Below are 17,992 nucleotides of genomic sequence, written 5' to 3' on the forward strand. Positions count from 1 at the left end.
ACCGTAGCGACCGCAGATGGAGTATTCTCATGAAGCGCAGAACGTTCTTGATGGGCACCGGTGCCATCGTGACCGCAGCCATGACGGGCGCCGCCCGCGTTGCGCTGGCTGAACGCAGCCCCGACGAACTCATCTGGGCCGACAATCTTCCCGGCAGTCTCGATCCTCATGCGTTGTCGGATGTGCCCATGCAGGGCTACATGATCAACGTCTATGATACGCTCTATGTGAACAAGGGAAATCCGCCGAAGCTGGAGCCGTGGCTGGCAACTGGTCACACGGTCAGCGATGACGGACTGACCGTCACCTTCAAGCTGCATGAGGGTGTCAAATTCCACGACGGCAGCCCACTTACGTCAGAGGACGTGGTGTGGTCATTCCGCCGTCTGCTCACCATCAAGAAAGGACCGGCCTCGGCATTCCTGGCCGTGCTGCGCGTGGACGGCATCTCCGCACCCGATCCGACAACGGTGGTGTTCAAGCTCAAGGAACCTTATGCGCCGTTCCTGTCTGCGACCCCGCTGGTTGCGATTCTCAACCGAAAATTGGTTGAGGCCAAGGTCAAGGATAATGATTGGGGGCAAGCCTGGCTCGCGTCGAACTCGGCCGGCTCCGGCTGCTACATTCTCGATTCCAGCACCTATCAACCGGTGCAGCAAATCGATTTGCAGCGCAATCGCGACCAGTTCGTGGGCTGGAGTCATAACAAGGCGCCGATCGAGATCGTGCGCCGCCGCAACATTCTGGAAACGACGACCCGCGTCAACGCATTGATCAAGGGCGATGTGGACTGCACCGACAGCTACCTGCCGCCCGATCAGGTCAATCGCGTGCAGACCTCGACAACCGCGACAGTTTCGAAGGACCAGAGCATGCGGGTGATGGTGCTCCGCATGAACAACAAGAAAGCGCCGTTCGACAATCTGAATTTCCGTCTCGCGGTGAGTCATGCCTTCAACTACACGGGCTTCATCGATGGCGTGCTCAAGGGATATGCGGTTCGCAACGCCGGCCCGATTCCGGTCAATCTGTGGGGCGCTCCGAAGGATTTGACGCCTTACGAATTCAATCTCGACAAGGCCAAGGATTTCCTCGCCAAAGCCAAGGCCGAGGGCGCTCCGGTGGATCGGGAAATCGAGATCCAGATCCAGCAGCACCTGGCGCAAACCACGCAAGCCGCCCAGATTCTCCAGCAGGGACTGCGCAAAATAGGCGTCAATCTCAAGATCGTTGCCAATCTTTGGCCGCAGCTTGTTTCTTCGACGGCAAAGGCGGAAACCACACCTGACATGTGGGCGCATTGGGTTTCGTCCTATTTCATCGATCCGGAGAACTGGATCGGCCAGATGTATGACAGCCAGTTCCACGGCACTTGGAAGGCCTCCTGCTGGTACAAGAACGACAAGGTCGACGGTCTTCTGCGCGAGGCGCGCCGGCTCCAGGATCAGAGCAAGCGGCAGGCGCTTTATGAGGAAGCCTCCCGCATCGTTGTGGCGGATGCCGCCGACATCTGGATTTACAACGCAGTCGAGTTGCGCGGCTTGAGCAAGCGCGTGCAAGGCTTCCAGTTCAGTCCGATTGGATCGGGTGCCGATTTCCGCAACATGTCGCTGACGAGCTGATGATCCGTTTCGTCCTGCACCGTCTGCTGTTGACGATACCGGCGCTCCTTGGGCTGCTCGTGCTCACTTTCATCATGTTGCGCGTGCTGCCGAACGATCCTTCGGCGGCACTCGCAGGTGAAAATGCAACGCCAGCCCAGATCGCCGCCGTACGTAAGGCCTATGGTTTCGATGAGCCGATCTGGAAGCAGTTCGTCATTTATGCCGGGCAGGTCGGAAGGGGCGATTTCGGCAACTCCATCATCTCCAACCGGCCTGTGCTGCGGGACATCGCCGAGCGTCTGCCAGCTACGCTAGAGCTGACGTTCGTTTCCCTGCTGTTCGCGGCATGCGTCGGCATTCCCCTCGGGACCATGGCGGCGGTCTGGTACAACTCGTTCTTCGACCACGCCGTGCGCGTGGCGACCGTAGCGGGGCTTGCGATCGCATCGTTCTGGTTCGCGATCATCCTGCAGATGATATTCGCCATGGAGCTGGACTGGCTGCCGCTGCGCGGACGCTTCCCGGTCGGACTAGCTCCGCCCGCCCATATCACCGGACTTTACCTGGTCGACAGCCTGCTGACGCTGAGATTCGACCTGTTCCACCAGGCCTTCGTCCACATCCTGATGCCGGCGTTTACGATGTCGCTGGCCGGCTTGGCCTCGATAGCGCGGTTCACACGCGCAGGCGTGCTCGAAACGATGCAAAAGGAGTTCGTGCATTATGCCGAAGCCGCCGGCTATGCGAGGTCGCGCATCATCTGGGTGTATGTATTGCGTAACTCCGTCGTGGGGGCGACGACGCAGATCGGTCTGCTGTTCGGCGGGCTGATCGCCAGCGCGGTGGCCGTGGAATCGATTTTTGACTGGCCCGGTGTCGGTTCATATGCCGTGAGTGCGATCCTGACATCCGACTACAAGGCCGTTCTCGCCGTCACCCTCGTCGTCGGCTTGATCTATTCCCTGGTCAATATCCTGGTGGATGTCGTGCACGCCTGGCTCGATCCTCGCGTCGCTGAAAAGCTCTGAGGGCGGCTACAGTGCTGATCCTGAAGAAATTCCTGCGAGATGTTCCGGCTGTCCTTGGGCTATGCATCATTCTCATGGTGTGCGCGATCGCGATCATTTCACCGCTCGTTGTGCCCGATCTCGATAGTGTCTATGACGGCGATCTCATTTCGCGGCTACAGCCGCCTTCGGCCGAGTTCTGGTTCGGCACCGATGCGCTGGGGCGCGACGTATTCGCCCGGGTGATCATGGGATCGCGCGGCGCGCTCGAAGTGGCATTGACCGTTGTTGCGCTCGCGATCGGCATCGGTGTGCCAGCCGGCCTTTACGCTGGCTACACGGACGGCTGGGGCGGCCAGTTCGTCATGCGATTGACGGATGTGTTTCTGGCCGTACCCCAACTCATCCTGGCGCTGGCTGTCGCACAACTGATGGGGCGCGGGCTCGGCAGCGCCATGGCGGCACTGGCGTTGACCTACTGGCCGTTCTTCTGCCGTACCGTCTACGGTGAGGTCAGGCGCCTGCGAAATGCACTGTTCATCGAAGCGCAACAGGGCCTCGGCGCTTCGACGTCGCGTATCCTGTTTGTGCATGTGCTGCCCAACGTGGTCTCGGCAGTCATTGTGCGCGCAACCATCGGGATGGGCTTCACCATCATGACCACGGCGGTTCTGGGTTTCCTCGGAATTGGCGCGACGCCGCCCAATCCCGATTGGGGCCTGGCCATTGCAGAAGGACGGGAATATCTGCCGCAGTCGTGGTGGGGCGTGACATTTCCGGGACTCGCCATTTTGATCACGGTGCTTGGGTTCAATCTGTTCGGGGACGGGTTGCGCGACCTCGTGGATCCACGGCTGAGGCGCTCGCGATGAGGCAGAATGCACCCGGGCCACTGCTCGAAATCCGCAACCTTTCGCTGTCGGTCGACACCGATGAGGGACAGGCACGGATCCTCGATAGCGCAAATCTGGCGCTGATGCCTGGCTCCATCCACGGTGTCGTCGGAGAGTCCGGTTGCGGAAAATCGACGCTGATGCGCGCGGTTCTCGGAATCCTGCCCAAGCGCGGGCGTGTTACGGAAGGAAAGATCGTGCTGGGCGGGCGCGATCTGCTGTCGCTGTCGCCGGCTATCCTTCAGCGCGAGGTCCGGGGCGGACAAATCGGATTCATTCCTCAGGATCCTTATCAGGCGTTCAATCCTGTCTTCCGCGTCGGCACGCAACTGCTCGAAACGTTCCGGGCGAGACCGCGCGCCGATCGGCGTGACGGTGGCAGGGCAAACATCATCTCGTTGCTGAAAGCCGTGCAGCTTCCGGATCCCGAAGGGGCGCTCGATCGCTATCCGCATCAGTTCTCGGGAGGTCAGCGCCAGAGACTCTTGATCGCTGCTGCGCTTGCTTCATCGCCCGCCATTATCCTTGCCGACGAGCCGACCACTGCGCTCGACGTGACGACGCAACTGCAGATCCTGAAACTGCTGCGCGGGCTTGCCGAAGAACGCGGACTTTCCATGTTGTTCGTCACGCACGATTTCGGCGTAGTGGCCCAGCTTTGCGACACGGTGACGGTCATGTATGCGGGGCAGACGGTCGAGTCCGGACCGGTCTCGCAGATACTCGCCACGCCGCTGCACCCGTACACGCGCATGCTGCTTGCATGTCACCCCGATCGCGGCGCCGCGCTCGCGGGCATTCCCGGATCGGTTTCCTCGCCATTGCGCCCGCCGTCCGGGTGCCGGTTCCATCCGCGCTGCCCGAGCGCAAAGGGTGAGTGTAGCAAGGTCATTCCAAGGCGCACAGAACAAGCAGAAAACCAGGACGTTCAATGCGTCCTGTATGGCGCGGAGGCGGCGGCATGACCGACGCTCGTGCGCTACTGGAAGTGGAAGAGGTCGTCACCCGCTACGGCGGTGGCAAGAAATTTCTCGGAAAACCTCGGCCACTGGTCCAGGCGGTCGATGGCGTAAGTCTTTCGCTCAAGGCCGGTCAAGCGCTCGGATTAGTCGGTGAATCAGGCTGCGGAAAGACGACGCTCGCCAAGACCATACTCGGACTCGTCCGCGAGTCGTCGGGAACGGTTCGGCTCGACGGCAAAATCGTGTCAGGCCTGTCCGCTCAGGAAGCGCGGGCCGCGCGCGCAACGATCCAGTACGTGCACCAGGATCCCGGCGCCGCGCTTGACCCGTGGTGGAGCATCGGACAGGCGCTCGACGAGGCGCTGCGCATCCATGGCGTAACCGATCGAGGCGAACGCAGGCAGCGCGTCGACGAAATGCTCGAGGCGGTCGGGCTCGACTCGACCTTCCGGACTCGTTATCCGCACGAGCTTTCCGGCGGACAGCAGCGTCGGGTGGGGCTCGCCCGCATCCTGGTGCTTAAACCGAATATCGTCATCCTGGACGAGCCAACATCGGGACTGGATCTTTCGGTTCAGGCGACGGTGCTCGGCGTGCTCGATGGGCTGCGCAAGCGGCTTGGGCTCACTTATCTGTTCGTCAGCCACGATCTCTCGGTCGTGAAGCGCATGTGCGAGCAGGTCGCGATCATGTATCTCGGCCGCATTGTCGAGATGGGGGCGACCGACGAAATATTCGCCCGACCGCGGCATCCTTATACGCAGGCGCTGCTGGCGGCGGTCCCAAGGCTCGAACCGGGATCGCTGCATGATACGCCGGCCCTCCCAGGAGAGCCGCCTTCGGCTTCAACGGCGCGGAGCGGTTGCGCCTTCCGGATGCGGTGTTCGTTCGCGGCCCCGAACTGTTCGCAGGCGCGGCCGCCACTGATTTCCATGGGCAACCAACACATGGCGGCATGTGTGCGGCTGAACGAGATCGAAGCTGCTGCAGGGAACTAAGAGAGCGGGGAAGAGGTATGGCGCGCATCGCAGTCGGCGGCTTTCACCACGAAACCAATACCTTCGTTAAGCCGCCGACCGATTTTGCCTACTTCTGCACTCATCGTGATCGGCCGCCATTGGTGCGGCGTGCTGACGTCCTCAAATGGCTGAGTGGAATCTCGTTCGCGCTATCGGGTTTCCTGCAGGTCATGTCCAAGGACCACGAGATCGTGCCGCTGCTTTGGACAAGCGGCGGAGCCGGCGGCATGGTCACGCGAGACGCTTTCGAGCGCATCGCCGCCGAGTTGATCGCGGAACTCTCGCAGCAGATGCCGGTGGACGCGATCTATCTCGATCTGCACGGCGCCATGGTGACCGAGGACTTCGAGGATGGTGAAGGTGAATTACTCCGACGCATCCGCGCCTGTGTCGGTCAAGATCTGCCGATTGCGATCAGCCTCGATTATCACGCCAACGTCACGCCGGCGATGGCCGATTATGCCGATGCAGTATCGGGCTATCTCACCTATCCGCACGTGGATCGGCCGGAAACCGGGATTCGCGCCGCTCACGCCATGCAGCACCTGCTCAAGCATGGGCGAACGCCGGGACGTGCCTTGAGGAAGATGCCATTTCTCATCCCGCTGCACAGCCAATGCACCATGGTCGAGCCGTCCCGCGGCATCATCGATCTGACCCAATCGCTTGAGCGCGATGGTATCTTGACCGTTTCATATCTCGCCGGCTTTCCGCCGTCGGACATATTCTATTGCGGTCCCGCGGTGGTGGTTCATGCCACGACACAAGAGGCGGCCGACCGGGCCGCTGACGAAGTCGCGCGTTTCATTTCGCTGAAGGAAAGCGAGTTCGCCGTCCCGGTGCTTTCGCCTGCAGAAGCGGTGGCGCGCGCCAGGCAAATTGCTGATAACGCTGACCGACCGGTGATTATCGCCGACACCCAGGATAATCCGGGCGCGGGCGGCACCGCCGATACGACAGGCCTGCTGTTCGCTCTGGTCGAAGCAGGGGCGGAAGGAGCGGTTCTCGGTTATCTCTGCGATGGCGAGGCAGCTAGGGCGGCGCATGCCGCCGGCGAAGGCGCCAGGATCACGGTAGATCTTGGCGGGCGCAGCGGCCCCGAAGGCGTGGTGCCGTTTCGTGGAACGTTTGAAGTCAAGGAACTCGGCGACGGGAAAATCCGGACCACCGGTCCGGTCTCGGGCAATCGCGACATCGATCTCGGCCCGATGGCGCTGCTTGAAATCGGTGGTGTCAAAGTCGCAGTGACAACGAAGCGCATGCAAGCGCTTGACCAGGCCCCTTTCCGCCATCTTGGCGTTGAGCCGAAGCAGCAAAAGATCCTCGCCTTGAAAAGTACGGTGCATTTTCGCGGCGATTTCCAGGCACTCGCGGAAGAAATCCTGATCACGATTGCGCCGGGCGGGCATCTCGCGGACTCTTCGAAATTTGCCTACAAGAATCTTCGGGCGGGTTTGCGCCTGATGCCACTGGGTCGGGAGTCCGGCATCGGAACCCTACGAGGCAGCAAATGAACTGCGATCTTATGCGGAGATGGAGCCGACCGGCAAGGAGGAGTGCGACAACGCCAACGGCCGCAACCGTCCGCGGTGCTGTCGTGAGCTTTCGTCGCGCCCAACGCGCGCCATGCTAGCAGCGCAGGCGACGGAGGAAGCTGCTCTAGCTTCTCCTGACCTGCGTCTTACGAGAGGATTTAGCAGTGCCCGGGCCTTGGCGAAAGCAGCCGCACTCCCGCCGCGGCTCGGTGCGGACAGTTCGAGAGAAATCACGCATGACAGCACGATCGTTCGGCTTGCACGAATTTTTCCCTCGCTGCCAGAAACAGCGAAGCTTAGTCCAAGTCTTCGAGAATATCTGAAATTGCCAGCAGCATTCGTTCGCGTAACCTTCGTTGATGAAATGCAGCGCGCGCTGCGGGCAATTGCGGACAGAGAAATGATCCATGGCCTATCGACAGTCTCGCGCCGAACTTGCGTCCGCACCGACCGGATCCGTTGAGTTCGATACGGATGTGCTGGTGATCGGCCGCGGGCACCTGGGCGGCCGTCAGCGCGGCAGAGCATGGCGCACGTGTCGTTCTGGCTGACAAGGGTTTTTGCGGTACATCGGGCGCGACCGCTGCGGCCGGCACGGGCGTCTGGTATATCGATCCGGATTCCGCGCTGCGCGAGGCGGCCATGGCCAATCGCGAGAAGATGGGCGGCTATCTGCAGGATCGGCGCTGGATGGCACGCGTGCTCGATCGCACCTACGAGCAGAGCAACCGCCTGGCCGATTGGGGCTATCCCTATCCGGTCGACGACAGCGGCAGGCCGCAGCGCAATTCGCTGCAGGGTCCGGAATATATGCGGCTGATGCGCAAGCGCACCAAGCAGGCGGGGGTCACGATCCTCGACCACAGCCCGGCGCTCGAACTGCTTGTCGACGACGATGGGGCGGTGGCGGGTGCCCGCGGTTTGCGCCGCCAGAAGCACGATCGCTGGACCGTGCGCGCCAAGGCAGTCGTGATCGCCACCGGCGGCTGCGCCTTCCTCAGCAAGACGCTCGGCTCGAACGTGCTGACCGGCGACGGCTATTTGATGGCCGCGGAAGCCGGTGCCGAACTCACCAGCATGGAGTTTTCCAATCCTTACGCGATCTCGCCCGCCTTCGGTTCGGTCACCAAGACGCTATTCTATGGCTGGGCAACCTTCACCTATGAAGACGGCAGCATCGCTCCCGGTGCCGCCTCGAAGGGAGGACGCTCGGCCATTGCCCCTGCATTGCTGCAGGGGCCGGTGTTTGCCCGCCTCGACAAGGCTGACGATAAGGTGCGGCGGAACATGCGCGCCTCGCAGCCGAACTTCTTCCTGCCGCTCGATCGCACCGGCATCGATCCTTTCACCGATCGGTTTCCTGTGACTCTGCGGCTCGAAGGCACAGTGCGCGGCACCGGCGGGCTTCGGATCGTGGATGACAGTTGCGCGACCAGCGTGCCGGGCCTCTATGCCGCGGGCGACGCCGCAACCCGCGAGCTGATCTGCGGAGGCTTCACCGGCGGCGGCAGTCACAACGCAGCCTGGGCGATCTCATCAGGCTCATGGGCCGGGCAGGGTGCCGCTGATTATGCGAAGCAAGCCGGTGCGGCTGTGAGGCGCGAACTGTCATCGGTGGGGAATGGTCGCGCTTCGGACGCGGAATGAAAAAGCCTACAAGCCCGCGGAGCTCGCAAGAGCGGTTCAAGACGAGGTCTTTCCCTATGAGCTGAACTATTTCCGTGAGGCCGGGCGTCTCAGTGCCTCGCTGGAGCGGCTCGATGCGCTCTGGATCGATGTATCGCAAGCGGGCGACGCCGCGCAGGAAGACGTGCTCCGTGCGCGGGAAAGCGCGGCGATGCTGGCGACGGCGCGCTGGATGTATCGCAGCGCGCTGGCGCGCCAGGAAAGCCGCGGCATGCACCGGCGCGATGATTTTCCGGATCAGGACGAGCATCAGCGCCATTACATCACGGCCGGCGGTCTCGACGAGGTCTGGACCTCGGTGCGTCCGCATGCCGATCCTGCCTATGCGGAGGCCGCGGAATGATCGAGGTTATCGACGCCGAGCGCTGCACGGCTTGCGACATTTGCGTCAACGTCTGCCCGACCAATGTCTTCGATAAGACTGACGGAATTCCGGTGATTGCCCGGCAGGGCGATTGCCAGACCTGTTTCCTGTGTGAGCTCTATTGTCCCGAAGATGCGCTGTTCGTCTCGCCATTCGCGGACGTCCCGCACCAGGTTGATCTCGCAGCCTTGAGACAGAACACTCTGCTCGGCAGCTATCGTCGGGCGGTCGGTTGGACCGACGAGACGAGGGATCGTCGCGGCATCGATCGCAGTTATCTGCTGTTTGGTGCAGCGCCTTGAACGTCTTCGGATTCTCGTTACGGAATTTGGAGGTCGCGTAGAGCAGGGTCGGCGTGATCCGGCCGCCCATGATGTCGTAGGAGCTCAGGACCTTATGGACTTCGGATTCTGCAGCGCCTGTTCCTGGAAGGGCGGATTGGAGAAATGCGCAGTGATTGACGACGAACCCGACAGCAGCGCCGCGGTCGCGTCGGGATGCGGCAGCATCACGGTCAGCTCGTCGAGCGAGTTATACTTACCTTCGCCGAATTCCTTCTCCGCGGCGATCTGCAGCAGGCGTGATTGCTGCGAGACGATCACGGCCGGCAGCGCGATCTTGTCGGCCTTGGTGAAATCCTTCAGCGTCTTGACGTTGGGGTTGCTGGTGATCAGGTAGTTCGGCTGCTCGCCGAGCGCGGCGATCACCTTGACGTCGGCCGAGCCCTTGGTGCGGTCCCACAGCACGATCACCGGTCCGGCGCCGGCCGCCGATATCGACCGCGCCGACAGCAGCGCATCGTTGATGGCGTCGCCGCCGCTGAGTTCGGCATGCAACGCCTCGATCATGACCTGCGGTATGACATGGCTGGCGAATTCGTCGCCATCATGAAATCGCTCTGGCGGTCCGAGCAGAATCTCACGCACAGCGGACGGTTTTGGCAGCTCGAGGATGCCTTCGTCCGCCCAAAGCGGAGATACGGCCGCCCCATTCTCGTCAACGCGAGCGGCTCGTCTGCCGGATTTTCGTTCGCAGCGCGCCATTCCGACCTTGTATTCATCACAAGCCCCGGAGGCGCCCACATCAATCGTGCTCTGGACGTGCTACCGGAGCTTACAACCAGCCTGAAGGCGAAGGCGCGCAGCTACGGTCGTCAGATACGAACCATCATCAACCCGATGATCGTCTGCCGGCCAACCGAGGCCGAGGCGCGGGCCTACTATGATCGGATCCTCGATCTTGCCGACATGGAAGCCCGCTACGGGCTACGCCAATCATTTCAAGAGCGGCGACGCTGCGGCATGGAAAAACCACGTCCCGCGCGATCGCATCCGCGGCGGCAACGTCCACCTGATCGGGAGCCCGCGGCAGGTGGCCGATTGGCTGACCGCCTTGAACCGAGCTGGATGCGAGGGGATGCAGATCTCGTTCTACGACTTTCGTGAAGATCTGGAGTTCTTCGGCAGACACGTTCTTCCTCTTCTGTACGAAGCCGGAGTCCGGCTCAAGCCGACTTTGGCCTGACCGTCTTCGAGGTGCCAGAACTCGCCGAACGCTTCGCTTGGTAGCCGATCCCAGGCGCCGGCCGCTATAGACTCCTGTATCAGACCTACCGCGGCTAGGGTGATGGCATGAAAAGCACCCATAGGTCGGAAATGCACCTATAACTTTAGCCATGTTCATAACCCGTTGGAATCGCAGTAAATGCGACCGCCCTCCGAGCGCACCATAAGATCGCAACTCGCGGCCTTGGAATCACTCGATTTGTTGTCGGACCGTGGCGTGCGCAGGCTCGTTTATCGCAGACCCTGGCCAGACCGTTTCCTGTGATTCCGAATTCCTCGGCCTGCCGGATCATTGGCCTATCCAATCCATCCGGTACGCTCTTCGCGTGCGACGCGCCGCGCATGCAAACGTATCGGTATTTCCACCGTTGTTCGCTCCTAGCCAGGTGTTAGTCGGGAAAACGCTGGCCCAGCTTGCTCTTGACGAGAGAGGGGCTGCAAGCCCTTGGAGCCGTGTGAGCCAAACCCATCAGACACTCGACGACGATCGCTGGCTACAAAGGCCCACTTGGCCGTGCGCACAGTTGCCGGCTTCCTAGGCGTCAAGTCGGGGAGCAGGACACGAATTTCGAACGTCGTCGTTCGGGGGGACGACAGCTGACTGATCCGGTCAGCCAATGATGGTGATGCGAGGATTGCAGATGGCCCGAAGCAAACGCTGCGTCTGCGCCCTGCGGTCCAGTTTGAAACGCTTGTAGGTACTGGCCACGAAAATCGAGCCGATCAACCACCTCTCGTGAAGCACGCGATGACCGGCGGGGCAGCGCGCTGTGCTGACGACCTATCTCATCGCCTTGCGGAAGACGGCGAAGATGGCAGCCGTAATCTCGTCTGGCGTGGATGGGCCGGTGTTTGAGAACCATTGCGGCGCCCAGTTGAAGGCGCCGAATATCGCGACGGTAAACATTTTTGGATCGTCCACGCGGATGGTACCGTCTGCGCGGCCTTCATCGAGGATCTTTTGAACTTCAACCTCGAATTGCTTCTTCAGCGAGCGAAGCCGGCGTCGCGATTGCGGATTCAGCGAACGATCACTGACGAGCGCCAGGCACACGCCGAACTCCGATAGAATGAGTCTGCCGTACATCGTGAAAAATCGTGCGAGGCGATCGATAGCCGAAAGTTGCTCGTCCTGATCGCGAGACAGAGCCGCTTTGAGGTCGGCGAGAGCCGTGTGCGCCACCTCATAGAGCAGGTCTTCCTTGCTATCGATGTAGTAGTAGATCGTCGGCTTGCTCACCTGCAGAGCTTCAGCAATCTGATCGATCGTCGTTTCGTGAAAGCCACGATCGGCGAAGAGGACCGCAGCCTGCTTCAGAATGAGACGGCGCTTCGCGTCATGCTGTTCTTGGCGCAGGTCGGCGCTTTCCCAAATGTTGGGACGCTTTCTCCCAATGAGCTTTTTCGACATTCGAGCACTTCCCAAGTTGCGACGACGCAGGGGCGGCATACCGTCGCGCTGCGGTTTCAATGCACATTTCTTAGGTTTCGATCAAGCCGCAGTTGACGGACCCGCTCTCGCTTGACATTTACTGTGAGGTAAGAGATAGCCTACCCGCCAGTACAACGAAAATAAGCGTTAGTTTTGGGAGGTTTTATGCATCGTCGAATGTTTCTGATGAGCTCCGCCGGCGTGGCACTTTCGGCTCTCGCTCCTGCATCAGGTGTGCAGGCTGCGGACGAACCAGCCGATTTCCACATCGCCGGCATTCTGGCTTTCTCCGGAGCCTACGGCATTATCGGCAAGGACATGCGGCAGGGCGTCGAGCTCGCCATCGCCGACCGCGGGGGCAAGGTGCTCGGCAAGCCGATCCGGGTCTCTTGGGAAGACGACGAGACCAAGCCGCAGCCCGCCGTTCAGAAGGCGACGCGCCTGCTCGCGGGCGGCGCCCAGATGATGTTTGGCGCGGTCGGATCGGCTTCGACGCTGGCGCTGCAGGGCTTGGCCGATCAGCGCAAGATTCCGCTGCTCGTGACCATCTCGGCGGACGACAAGATCACCCGAGCCAATGGTTCGCGCTATACATTCCGCACCTCGAACACGCTCGGCATGGAAATCCGCATGTGCGTCGAGTTCGCGAAAGTGAAGCGGCTGAAGAAGATCTACGGCGTGACCGCGGACTACCAGGCAACCCGCGACGGCTGGGACCTGTTCGTCGCCGAGGCGAAGAAGGCCGGCATCGAGATCGTCGGCAACGACTATGCGCCGCTCGGCAACCGCGACTACTCGGTCATCGTCGACAAGATGGCCAAGTCGGACGCCGACGGCATTGCCGTCATCGTCACCGGCAACGACGCAGTCACCTTCCTCAAGCAGTCGGGCCAGGTCGGTCTCAACAAGACCAAGACCCAGTTCGGTCCGGTGCTGCAGGACGAAACCCTGGCTGCGGCCGTCGGTCCCGCGGCTGTCGGCGTTTATTCGGGCGTCCGCTATCACTTCACGGTCGACAATCCCGCCAACAAGAAGTTCGTCGAGGCCTACCGCGCCAAATACAACGAATGGCCGTCGAGCTTTGCCGGCGAGGCGTACGACGGCATCAGCTGGTGGCTCGATGTGGTTGAGTCCACCGGAAGCTGGGATCGCGAGAAGTGGGTCGATGCCTTCGCCAAGAGCACCCGCGAGAACTCGCTTGAGGGCAAGAAGGTGATGCGCGGCTGCGATCACCAGGCGGCGCAGGTCGGCCTGTGGGGTATCGTGACCGAAGGGCAGGCGCCCCTGCCGCCGCTGACCATGAAGATCACCGACGTCTTCGACGCCTCGAAGCTGTTCGACGTCTGCTCGTGAAACGGAAGCGTGTCCCGGCGTCGGGACACGCCTCACTCCTTGTCTATGAACCGCGGATCAATCTGGCGTGTCGACGATCGTTATCGGCCTGAGCTTGAGCTTCCTGCTGTTCCTGCTGGCGGCGGGCCTGACGCTCATCTTCGGCATGCTCGGCGTGATCAATTTCGCCCACGGCGCCCTCTATATGCTGGGCGCCTATGTCTGCTACCAGATCGTCCACTGGACCGGTTCGTTCTGGATCGGGCTGGCGTTCGCGCCGCTGGTCGTCGCTGCGCTCGGCGCGGCGATGGAGGTGATCACGCTGCGGCCGGTCTACAATCGCGATCATATTTATCAGCTGCTGCTGACATTCGGCTTCATCCTGGTGATCGAGGAATCGGTCCGCCTGATCTGGGGGCTCGACTACAAGCAGGTGCCGACACCGGCGGTGTTCTCGCAGCCGATTGCGCTGTTCGGCAGCCAGATTCCGTCCTATCGCCTGTTCATCATCGGCTTCGGCGCCCTTGTCTCCGTCCTGTTGTTCCTGCTGCTCGACCGCAGCAAGCTCGGCATGGTGATCCGCGCGGCGAGTTCTGACTCCGAAATGGCCCAGACACTCGGCGTCGATGTGGCGCGGGTGCGCACCGCGGTGTTTGCGCTCGGCTCGGGGCTTGCCGCGCTCGGCGGCGTCGTCGCGGCACCGCTGGTGCCGATCGAACTCGGCATGGGTTTTAGCGTGATCATCGATTGTTTCGTGGTGGTGATCATCGGCGGCCTCGGCAATATCAAGGGCGCAATCTTTGCCGCGTTGCTGCTCGGCATGGCGCGCGCGGCCGGATTTACCTATGCCCCGGAGTGGGTGGAGCTGATCACCTTCGTGCTGCTCATCGTCACCCTGATGACCCGCCCATCGGGCCTGTTCAGCCACAAGGGACGTGCGGCATGAGCATGTTCCGTCTCGATCAGATCCTGATGGCCGCCGTCGTCGCTGCCATGATCCTCTTTGCGACCGTCTCGACCAGCGAAGAAAGCCTGAACCTGATCAGCCTGATCCTGATCTGGGGCCTGTTCGCGATCGGCTTCGACCTGATCTTCGGCATGGCCGGCATGCTGTCCTTTGGCCACGCCGCGATGTTCGGCGCGGGCGGATATGCGCTGGCGCTGCTGGCGCCGCAGTTCGGCTTCGTGCCGTCGCTCCTGGTCGCCGCCGTGGCCGGTGCGGCGCTGGCTTTCCTGCTCAGCATCTTCGCGCTACGCGTCTCGGGCCTATTCTTCTCGCTGCTGACATTGGCGCTGGCGCAACTCGTCCACATCCTGGCCAGCACCAAGCTGCGGGCGTTCACCGGCGGACTCGACGGCATTCCCGGCGTTCCGCGGCCGGCCCTGTTCGGCATCGACTTCTACAGCAACCGCAACTATTTCTTCTTCCTCGTCGTGGTGTTCGTGATCGGCGTAGCGATCATGGCGCTGTTGCGGATCTCGCCGTTCGGCAGTGCGCTGAAGGCGGTCCAGGCCAACGACGTTCGGGCCGAGCAGATCGGCTACAACGTGCAGCGGCTGCGCCAGTGCGCCTTCATGATCTCTGGCGCCTATGCCGGAATTAGCGGCGCGCTGCTGGCCTCGCTGATGTTCTATGTCAGCCCGCAGATGCTGCACTGGAGCACCTCCGGCGACGTGCTGATCATGACGCTGCTGGGCGGCAAGGGCACCTTGCTCGGGCCGGTGCTGGGTGTCGCGGTGTTCGAAGTGCTGAAGGAAGAGTTGAGCCAGTTCACCGAGCACTGGTACGGAATCCTCGGCATCGTGTTCATCCTCTGCACGATCCTGCTGCCGAACGGCATCGCAGGTCTGTTCGCCGCACTCGGGCGCGCCAGGAAAGGTGCGCCGAAATGAGCACGGCCAACGGAATCTCCCTGCGGTGCGAGAATATCCAGGTCGCGTTCGGCGGCCTCAAGGCGGTCGCGGGCGTCAGCCGCAGCTTCCAGTCCGGACGGATCTACGGGCTGATCGGTCCCAACGGCGCCGGCAAGACCACGCTGATGAATGCGCTGTCCGGCCACGCGACATTGGCCGCCGGGCAGGTGATCCTCAACGGGCGGGACATCACGAAACTTTCCGTTCACGCGCGGACGCGCGCCGGCCTCGGCCGCAGCTTTCAGATCACAAAAATCTTTGCCGGCATGACGGTGCTGGAGAACCTGAAGCTCGCGGCGTTCGCGCACCTGTACCGGGTGCAGCCGTTCTGGTTGCCGGCCGGCCGTTTCGCCGATGTTCGGCAGAGCGCCGAAAAGGTCCTCGAGCAGATCGGGCTCGAACGTCTCGCTCACGCGCCGGCGGAGAACCTTTCGCACGGCGACCAGCGGGCTCTCGAGGTCGGTCTCGCATTGCTCAGCGATCCGAGCGTGCTGCTGCTCGACGAGCCGCTCGCCGGTGTCGGCCATGAGCGCCTCGAGCAGGCAATCGAACTGATCCAGCGGATCGTGGCCGGGCGAACCGTGCTGCTGATCGAGCACAACATGGACGTCGTGATGCAGATATCCGACGAGATCGTCGTGATGGTGCAGGGGCAATTGCTGGCGTCCGGCTCGCCGGCGGAGATCAAGGCCAATCCGGCGGTGCGCGCCGCCTATCTCGGGAACGACGAATGAGCGCGCTGGCCCTGCAGGATTGCGACGTCTTCTACGGCAAGGCCCAGGCGCTGCATCACGTCTCGCTCGACGTCGCCGCCGGCGAGGTCGTCTCGCTGATCGGCCGCAACGGCGCCGGGAAGAGCACGCTGCTCAAGGCCGCGATCGGTCTCAACGCCGTGCGCAGCGGGCGGCGGATGATCGGCGATCGCGACGTCACCGCGCGGAAACCCTATGAACTCGGGCGGCTGGGGCTCGCCTTCGTTCCGGAAAACCGGCGCATCTTTCCGAACCTGACGGTCGAGGAAAACCTGAAGATCGCGACCGTGATGGGTCGCAAGGGGCCGTGGTCGCTGCAGCGGATCTACCAGCTTTTCCCGCGGCTTCAGGAGCGCGCATCTCAGGGCGGCGATACGCTCTCCGGCGGCGAGCAGCAGATGCTGGCGATCGGCCGCGGCCTGCTGACCAATCCGGAAGTGCTGCTGCTCGACGAGCCGACCGAGGGGCTTGCGCCGCTCATTGTCGACCAGCTGATCGAGGCCATGCGCATCATCAATGCCGAGGGCATTGCCATGCTGCTGGTCGAACAGAACCTGAAGGTTCCGCTCAAGCTCGCACGCCGCCAGTTCGTCATCGACAATGGCCGCGTGGTCTGGTCGGGTACGACCGCTGAGCTGCAGGCGGACCGCGCCCGTATCGAGTCCCTGATCAGCGTCTAGGAGGAAACCATGACCGACGTCTACATCATCGGGGTTGGCATGACGCGGTTCGGCCGCTACCTCGACGACCGGCTGGAGACGATCGCGCGCGGGGCGGTGGACGAGGCGCTGTCCGATGCCGGTGTTGGCCGCGAGGATGTCCAGGCCGCGTTCTTCGCCAACACGGCGCAGGGCGTCGTGGAGGGGCAGCACCTCGTGCGCGGGCAGCTCGTTCTCCGGGCGCTCGGTTTCGAAAGCATTCCCGTGATGAACGTCGAAAATGCCTGTGCCAGCGCCTCAACGGCGCTCAATGCCGCCTTCTCCTACATTGCGTCGGGGCAGGGCGACATCGCGCTGGCGGTCGGCGCGGAGAAGATGAATTCCAAGGACCGGGAAAAGTCCTTTGCCATTTTCGACGGCGCCTGGGATGTGCACGATGTCGACGGCAGCGTCCGCCGCCTGACGACGCTCAGCAAGGACCTCGCGTTGCCGCCGGGTGCCGGCCAGAACAGCGGCAAGCGCAGCGTGTTCATGGACGTCTACGCCTCGCTGGCGCGCTATCACATGCATCGTTTCGGGACCACGCAGCGCGACATCGCCGAGGTTTCCGCGAAGAACCACCGGCATTCGTCGCTGAATCCCAAGGCGCAGTATCAGGACGCAATGACTGCCGACGACGTGCTGGCGGCCCGCGAAGTATCGTGGCCCCTGACGCTGCCGATGTGCGCGCCGATCAGCGACGGCGCCGCCGCGGCGATCGTTTGCTCCGCGGAGAAGGCGCGCGCGCTCGGCGCGACGCGGGCAATCCGCATCGCCGCCTCGGTGCTGGCTTCAGGCTCCGACCGCGAAGCCGACGATCTGGAGCGGCATCTCTGCCGGCTCGCATCCAACCGTGCCTACAGGATCGCCGGCGTCGGCCCGGCCGACATGTCGGTGGCCGAGGTCCATGATGCCAGCGCGTTTGCGGAACTGCACCAGGCCGAACTGCTCGGCTTCGCCCCGATCGGCGATGGCGGCCGCCTGGTGCGCGACGGCGACACCACGCTCGGTGGCCGGATACCGATCAACGTTTCCGGCGGCCTCGAGTCGCGGGGGCATCCGATCGGCGCCACCGGCCTTGCGCAGATATACGAGCTCGTCACCCAGCTTCGCGGCGAAGCAGGCGCGCGCCAGGTCGAGGGAGCGCATCACGCTATTGCCGAAAACGGCGGCGGCTTCCATCATTACGAGGAAGCGACGGCCTGCATCACGATCCTCGAACGTTGAGA

The 17,992-nt window shown here is 62.5% G+C and carries 19 protein-coding genes; 16 read left to right on the forward strand and 3 right to left on the reverse strand.

Annotated elements, in window-relative coordinates; genetic code table 11:
* The first annotated feature begins 29 nt into the window (after positions 1-29).
* From AC5ZGW_RS26165 to AC5ZGW_RS26190, 6 genes are read left to right on the forward strand one after another with little or no spacing between them, the layout of a single operon-like run.
* On the forward strand, positions 30-1,622 hold the full coding sequence (locus AC5ZGW_RS26165; RefSeq protein ID WP_130224571.1) for an ABC transporter substrate-binding protein: 1,593 nt from the start codon (positions 30-32) through the stop codon (positions 1,620-1,622).
* A complete protein-coding gene (locus AC5ZGW_RS26170; protein ID WP_207230967.1) occupies positions 1,622-2,632 on the forward strand; it encodes an ABC transporter permease in 1,011 nt (336 codons plus the stop codon). Before AC5ZGW_RS26165 ends, AC5ZGW_RS26170 begins: the two co-directional genes overlap by 1 nt.
* A gap of 11 nt (positions 2,633-2,643) precedes the next feature.
* On the forward strand, positions 2,644-3,483 hold the full coding sequence (locus AC5ZGW_RS26175; RefSeq protein WP_130224573.1) for an ABC transporter permease: 840 nt from the start codon (positions 2,644-2,646) through the stop codon (positions 3,481-3,483).
* A complete protein-coding gene (locus AC5ZGW_RS26180) occupies positions 3,480-4,469 on the forward strand; it encodes an ABC transporter ATP-binding protein (protein WP_130224575.1) in 990 nt (329 codons plus the stop codon). The genes AC5ZGW_RS26175 and AC5ZGW_RS26180 overlap by 4 nt, the downstream gene beginning before the upstream one ends.
* Positions 4,466-5,464, forward strand: a complete 999-nt coding sequence (locus tag AC5ZGW_RS26185; RefSeq protein ID WP_496113984.1) for an ABC transporter ATP-binding protein — start codon at positions 4,466-4,468, stop codon at positions 5,462-5,464. Before AC5ZGW_RS26180 ends, AC5ZGW_RS26185 begins: the two co-directional genes overlap by 4 nt.
* Before the next feature lie 17 nt (positions 5,465-5,481).
* Positions 5,482-6,999 (forward strand): M81 family metallopeptidase, encoded by a 1,518-nt coding sequence (locus tag AC5ZGW_RS26190; protein ID WP_165435102.1) that lies wholly within the window; start codon positions 5,482-5,484, stop codon positions 6,997-6,999.
* Between the two features lie 317 nt (positions 7,000-7,316).
* Here AC5ZGW_RS26190 and AC5ZGW_RS26195 read toward each other — a convergent pair whose 3' ends face one another.
* Positions 7,317-7,664 (reverse strand): hypothetical protein, encoded by a 348-nt coding sequence (locus AC5ZGW_RS26195; protein ID WP_245474587.1) that lies wholly within the window; start codon positions 7,662-7,664, stop codon positions 7,317-7,319.
* On the opposite strand from AC5ZGW_RS26195, the gene AC5ZGW_RS26200 reads away from it, so the two are divergent.
* From AC5ZGW_RS26200 to AC5ZGW_RS26210, 3 genes are read left to right on the forward strand one after another with little or no spacing between them, the layout of a single operon-like run.
* A complete protein-coding gene (locus tag AC5ZGW_RS26200) occupies positions 7,564-8,667 on the forward strand; it encodes an FAD-dependent oxidoreductase (protein WP_245474596.1) in 1,104 nt (367 codons plus the stop codon). The two genes, AC5ZGW_RS26195 and AC5ZGW_RS26200, sit on opposite strands and share 101 nt — an antisense overlap.
* Positions 8,642-9,049 (forward strand): FAD-binding protein, encoded by a 408-nt coding sequence (locus AC5ZGW_RS26205; RefSeq protein ID WP_245474588.1) that lies wholly within the window; start codon positions 8,642-8,644, stop codon positions 9,047-9,049. Before AC5ZGW_RS26200 ends, AC5ZGW_RS26205 begins: the two co-directional genes overlap by 26 nt.
* Positions 9,046-9,372 carry a 4Fe-4S dicluster domain-containing protein gene (locus tag AC5ZGW_RS26210; RefSeq protein WP_130224658.1) on the forward strand — a complete coding sequence of 109 codons (327 nt, stop codon included), beginning with the start codon at positions 9,046-9,048 and terminating at the stop codon, positions 9,370-9,372. Before AC5ZGW_RS26205 ends, AC5ZGW_RS26210 begins: the two co-directional genes overlap by 4 nt.
* A gap of 84 nt (positions 9,373-9,456) precedes the next feature.
* Here the strand turns inward: AC5ZGW_RS26210 and AC5ZGW_RS26215 are convergent, their stop codons facing one another.
* Entirely contained in the window at positions 9,457-9,996 is a 540-nt protein-coding gene (locus AC5ZGW_RS26215; RefSeq protein ID WP_245474589.1) for a substrate-binding domain-containing protein, read from the reverse strand.
* Here AC5ZGW_RS26215 and AC5ZGW_RS26220 point away from each other — a divergent pair.
* Positions 9,901-10,515 carry an LLM class flavin-dependent oxidoreductase gene (locus AC5ZGW_RS26220; protein ID WP_130224582.1) on the forward strand — a complete coding sequence of 205 codons (615 nt, stop codon included), beginning with the start codon at positions 9,901-9,903 and terminating at the stop codon, positions 10,513-10,515. The genes AC5ZGW_RS26215 and AC5ZGW_RS26220 overlap by 96 nt on opposite strands.
* 901 nt (positions 10,516-11,416) lie before the next feature.
* On the opposite strand, the gene AC5ZGW_RS26225 is transcribed toward AC5ZGW_RS26220, so the two are convergent.
* A complete protein-coding gene (locus AC5ZGW_RS26225) occupies positions 11,417-12,046 on the reverse strand; it encodes a TetR/AcrR family transcriptional regulator (RefSeq protein WP_165435103.1) in 630 nt (209 codons plus the stop codon).
* Positions 12,047-12,253: 207 nt separating this feature from the next.
* On the opposite strand from AC5ZGW_RS26225, the gene AC5ZGW_RS26230 reads away from it, so the two are divergent.
* From AC5ZGW_RS26230 to AC5ZGW_RS26255, 6 genes are all read left to right on the forward strand, one after another.
* The gene (locus AC5ZGW_RS26230; RefSeq protein ID WP_207230969.1) at positions 12,254-13,420 is read left to right on the forward strand and encodes an ABC transporter substrate-binding protein; all 1,167 of its coding nucleotides are present in this window, start codon (positions 12,254-12,256) and stop codon (positions 13,418-13,420) included.
* Between the two features lie 67 nt (positions 13,421-13,487).
* A complete protein-coding gene (locus tag AC5ZGW_RS26235) occupies positions 13,488-14,345 on the forward strand; it encodes a branched-chain amino acid ABC transporter permease (protein WP_130224588.1) in 858 nt (285 codons plus the stop codon).
* A complete protein-coding gene (locus tag AC5ZGW_RS26240) occupies positions 14,342-15,292 on the forward strand; it encodes a branched-chain amino acid ABC transporter permease (RefSeq protein WP_130224590.1) in 951 nt (316 codons plus the stop codon). The genes AC5ZGW_RS26235 and AC5ZGW_RS26240 overlap by 4 nt, the downstream gene beginning before the upstream one ends.
* Positions 15,289-16,047, forward strand: coding sequence for an ABC transporter ATP-binding protein (locus tag AC5ZGW_RS26245; protein WP_130224592.1), 759 nt, complete (start codon positions 15,289-15,291; stop codon positions 16,045-16,047). Before AC5ZGW_RS26240 ends, AC5ZGW_RS26245 begins: the two co-directional genes overlap by 4 nt.
* Positions 16,044-16,745, forward strand: a complete 702-nt coding sequence (locus AC5ZGW_RS26250) for an ABC transporter ATP-binding protein (RefSeq protein WP_130224594.1) — start codon at positions 16,044-16,046, stop codon at positions 16,743-16,745. The genes AC5ZGW_RS26245 and AC5ZGW_RS26250 overlap by 4 nt, the downstream gene beginning before the upstream one ends.
* Before the next feature lie 9 nt (positions 16,746-16,754).
* Positions 16,755-17,990 carry a thiolase family protein gene (locus AC5ZGW_RS26255; RefSeq protein ID WP_130224596.1) on the forward strand — a complete coding sequence of 412 codons (1,236 nt, stop codon included), beginning with the start codon at positions 16,755-16,757 and terminating at the stop codon, positions 17,988-17,990.
* Positions 17,991-17,992: the final 2 nt, after the last annotated feature.

The organism is Bradyrhizobium sp. Crot121 (assembly GCF_059512385.1).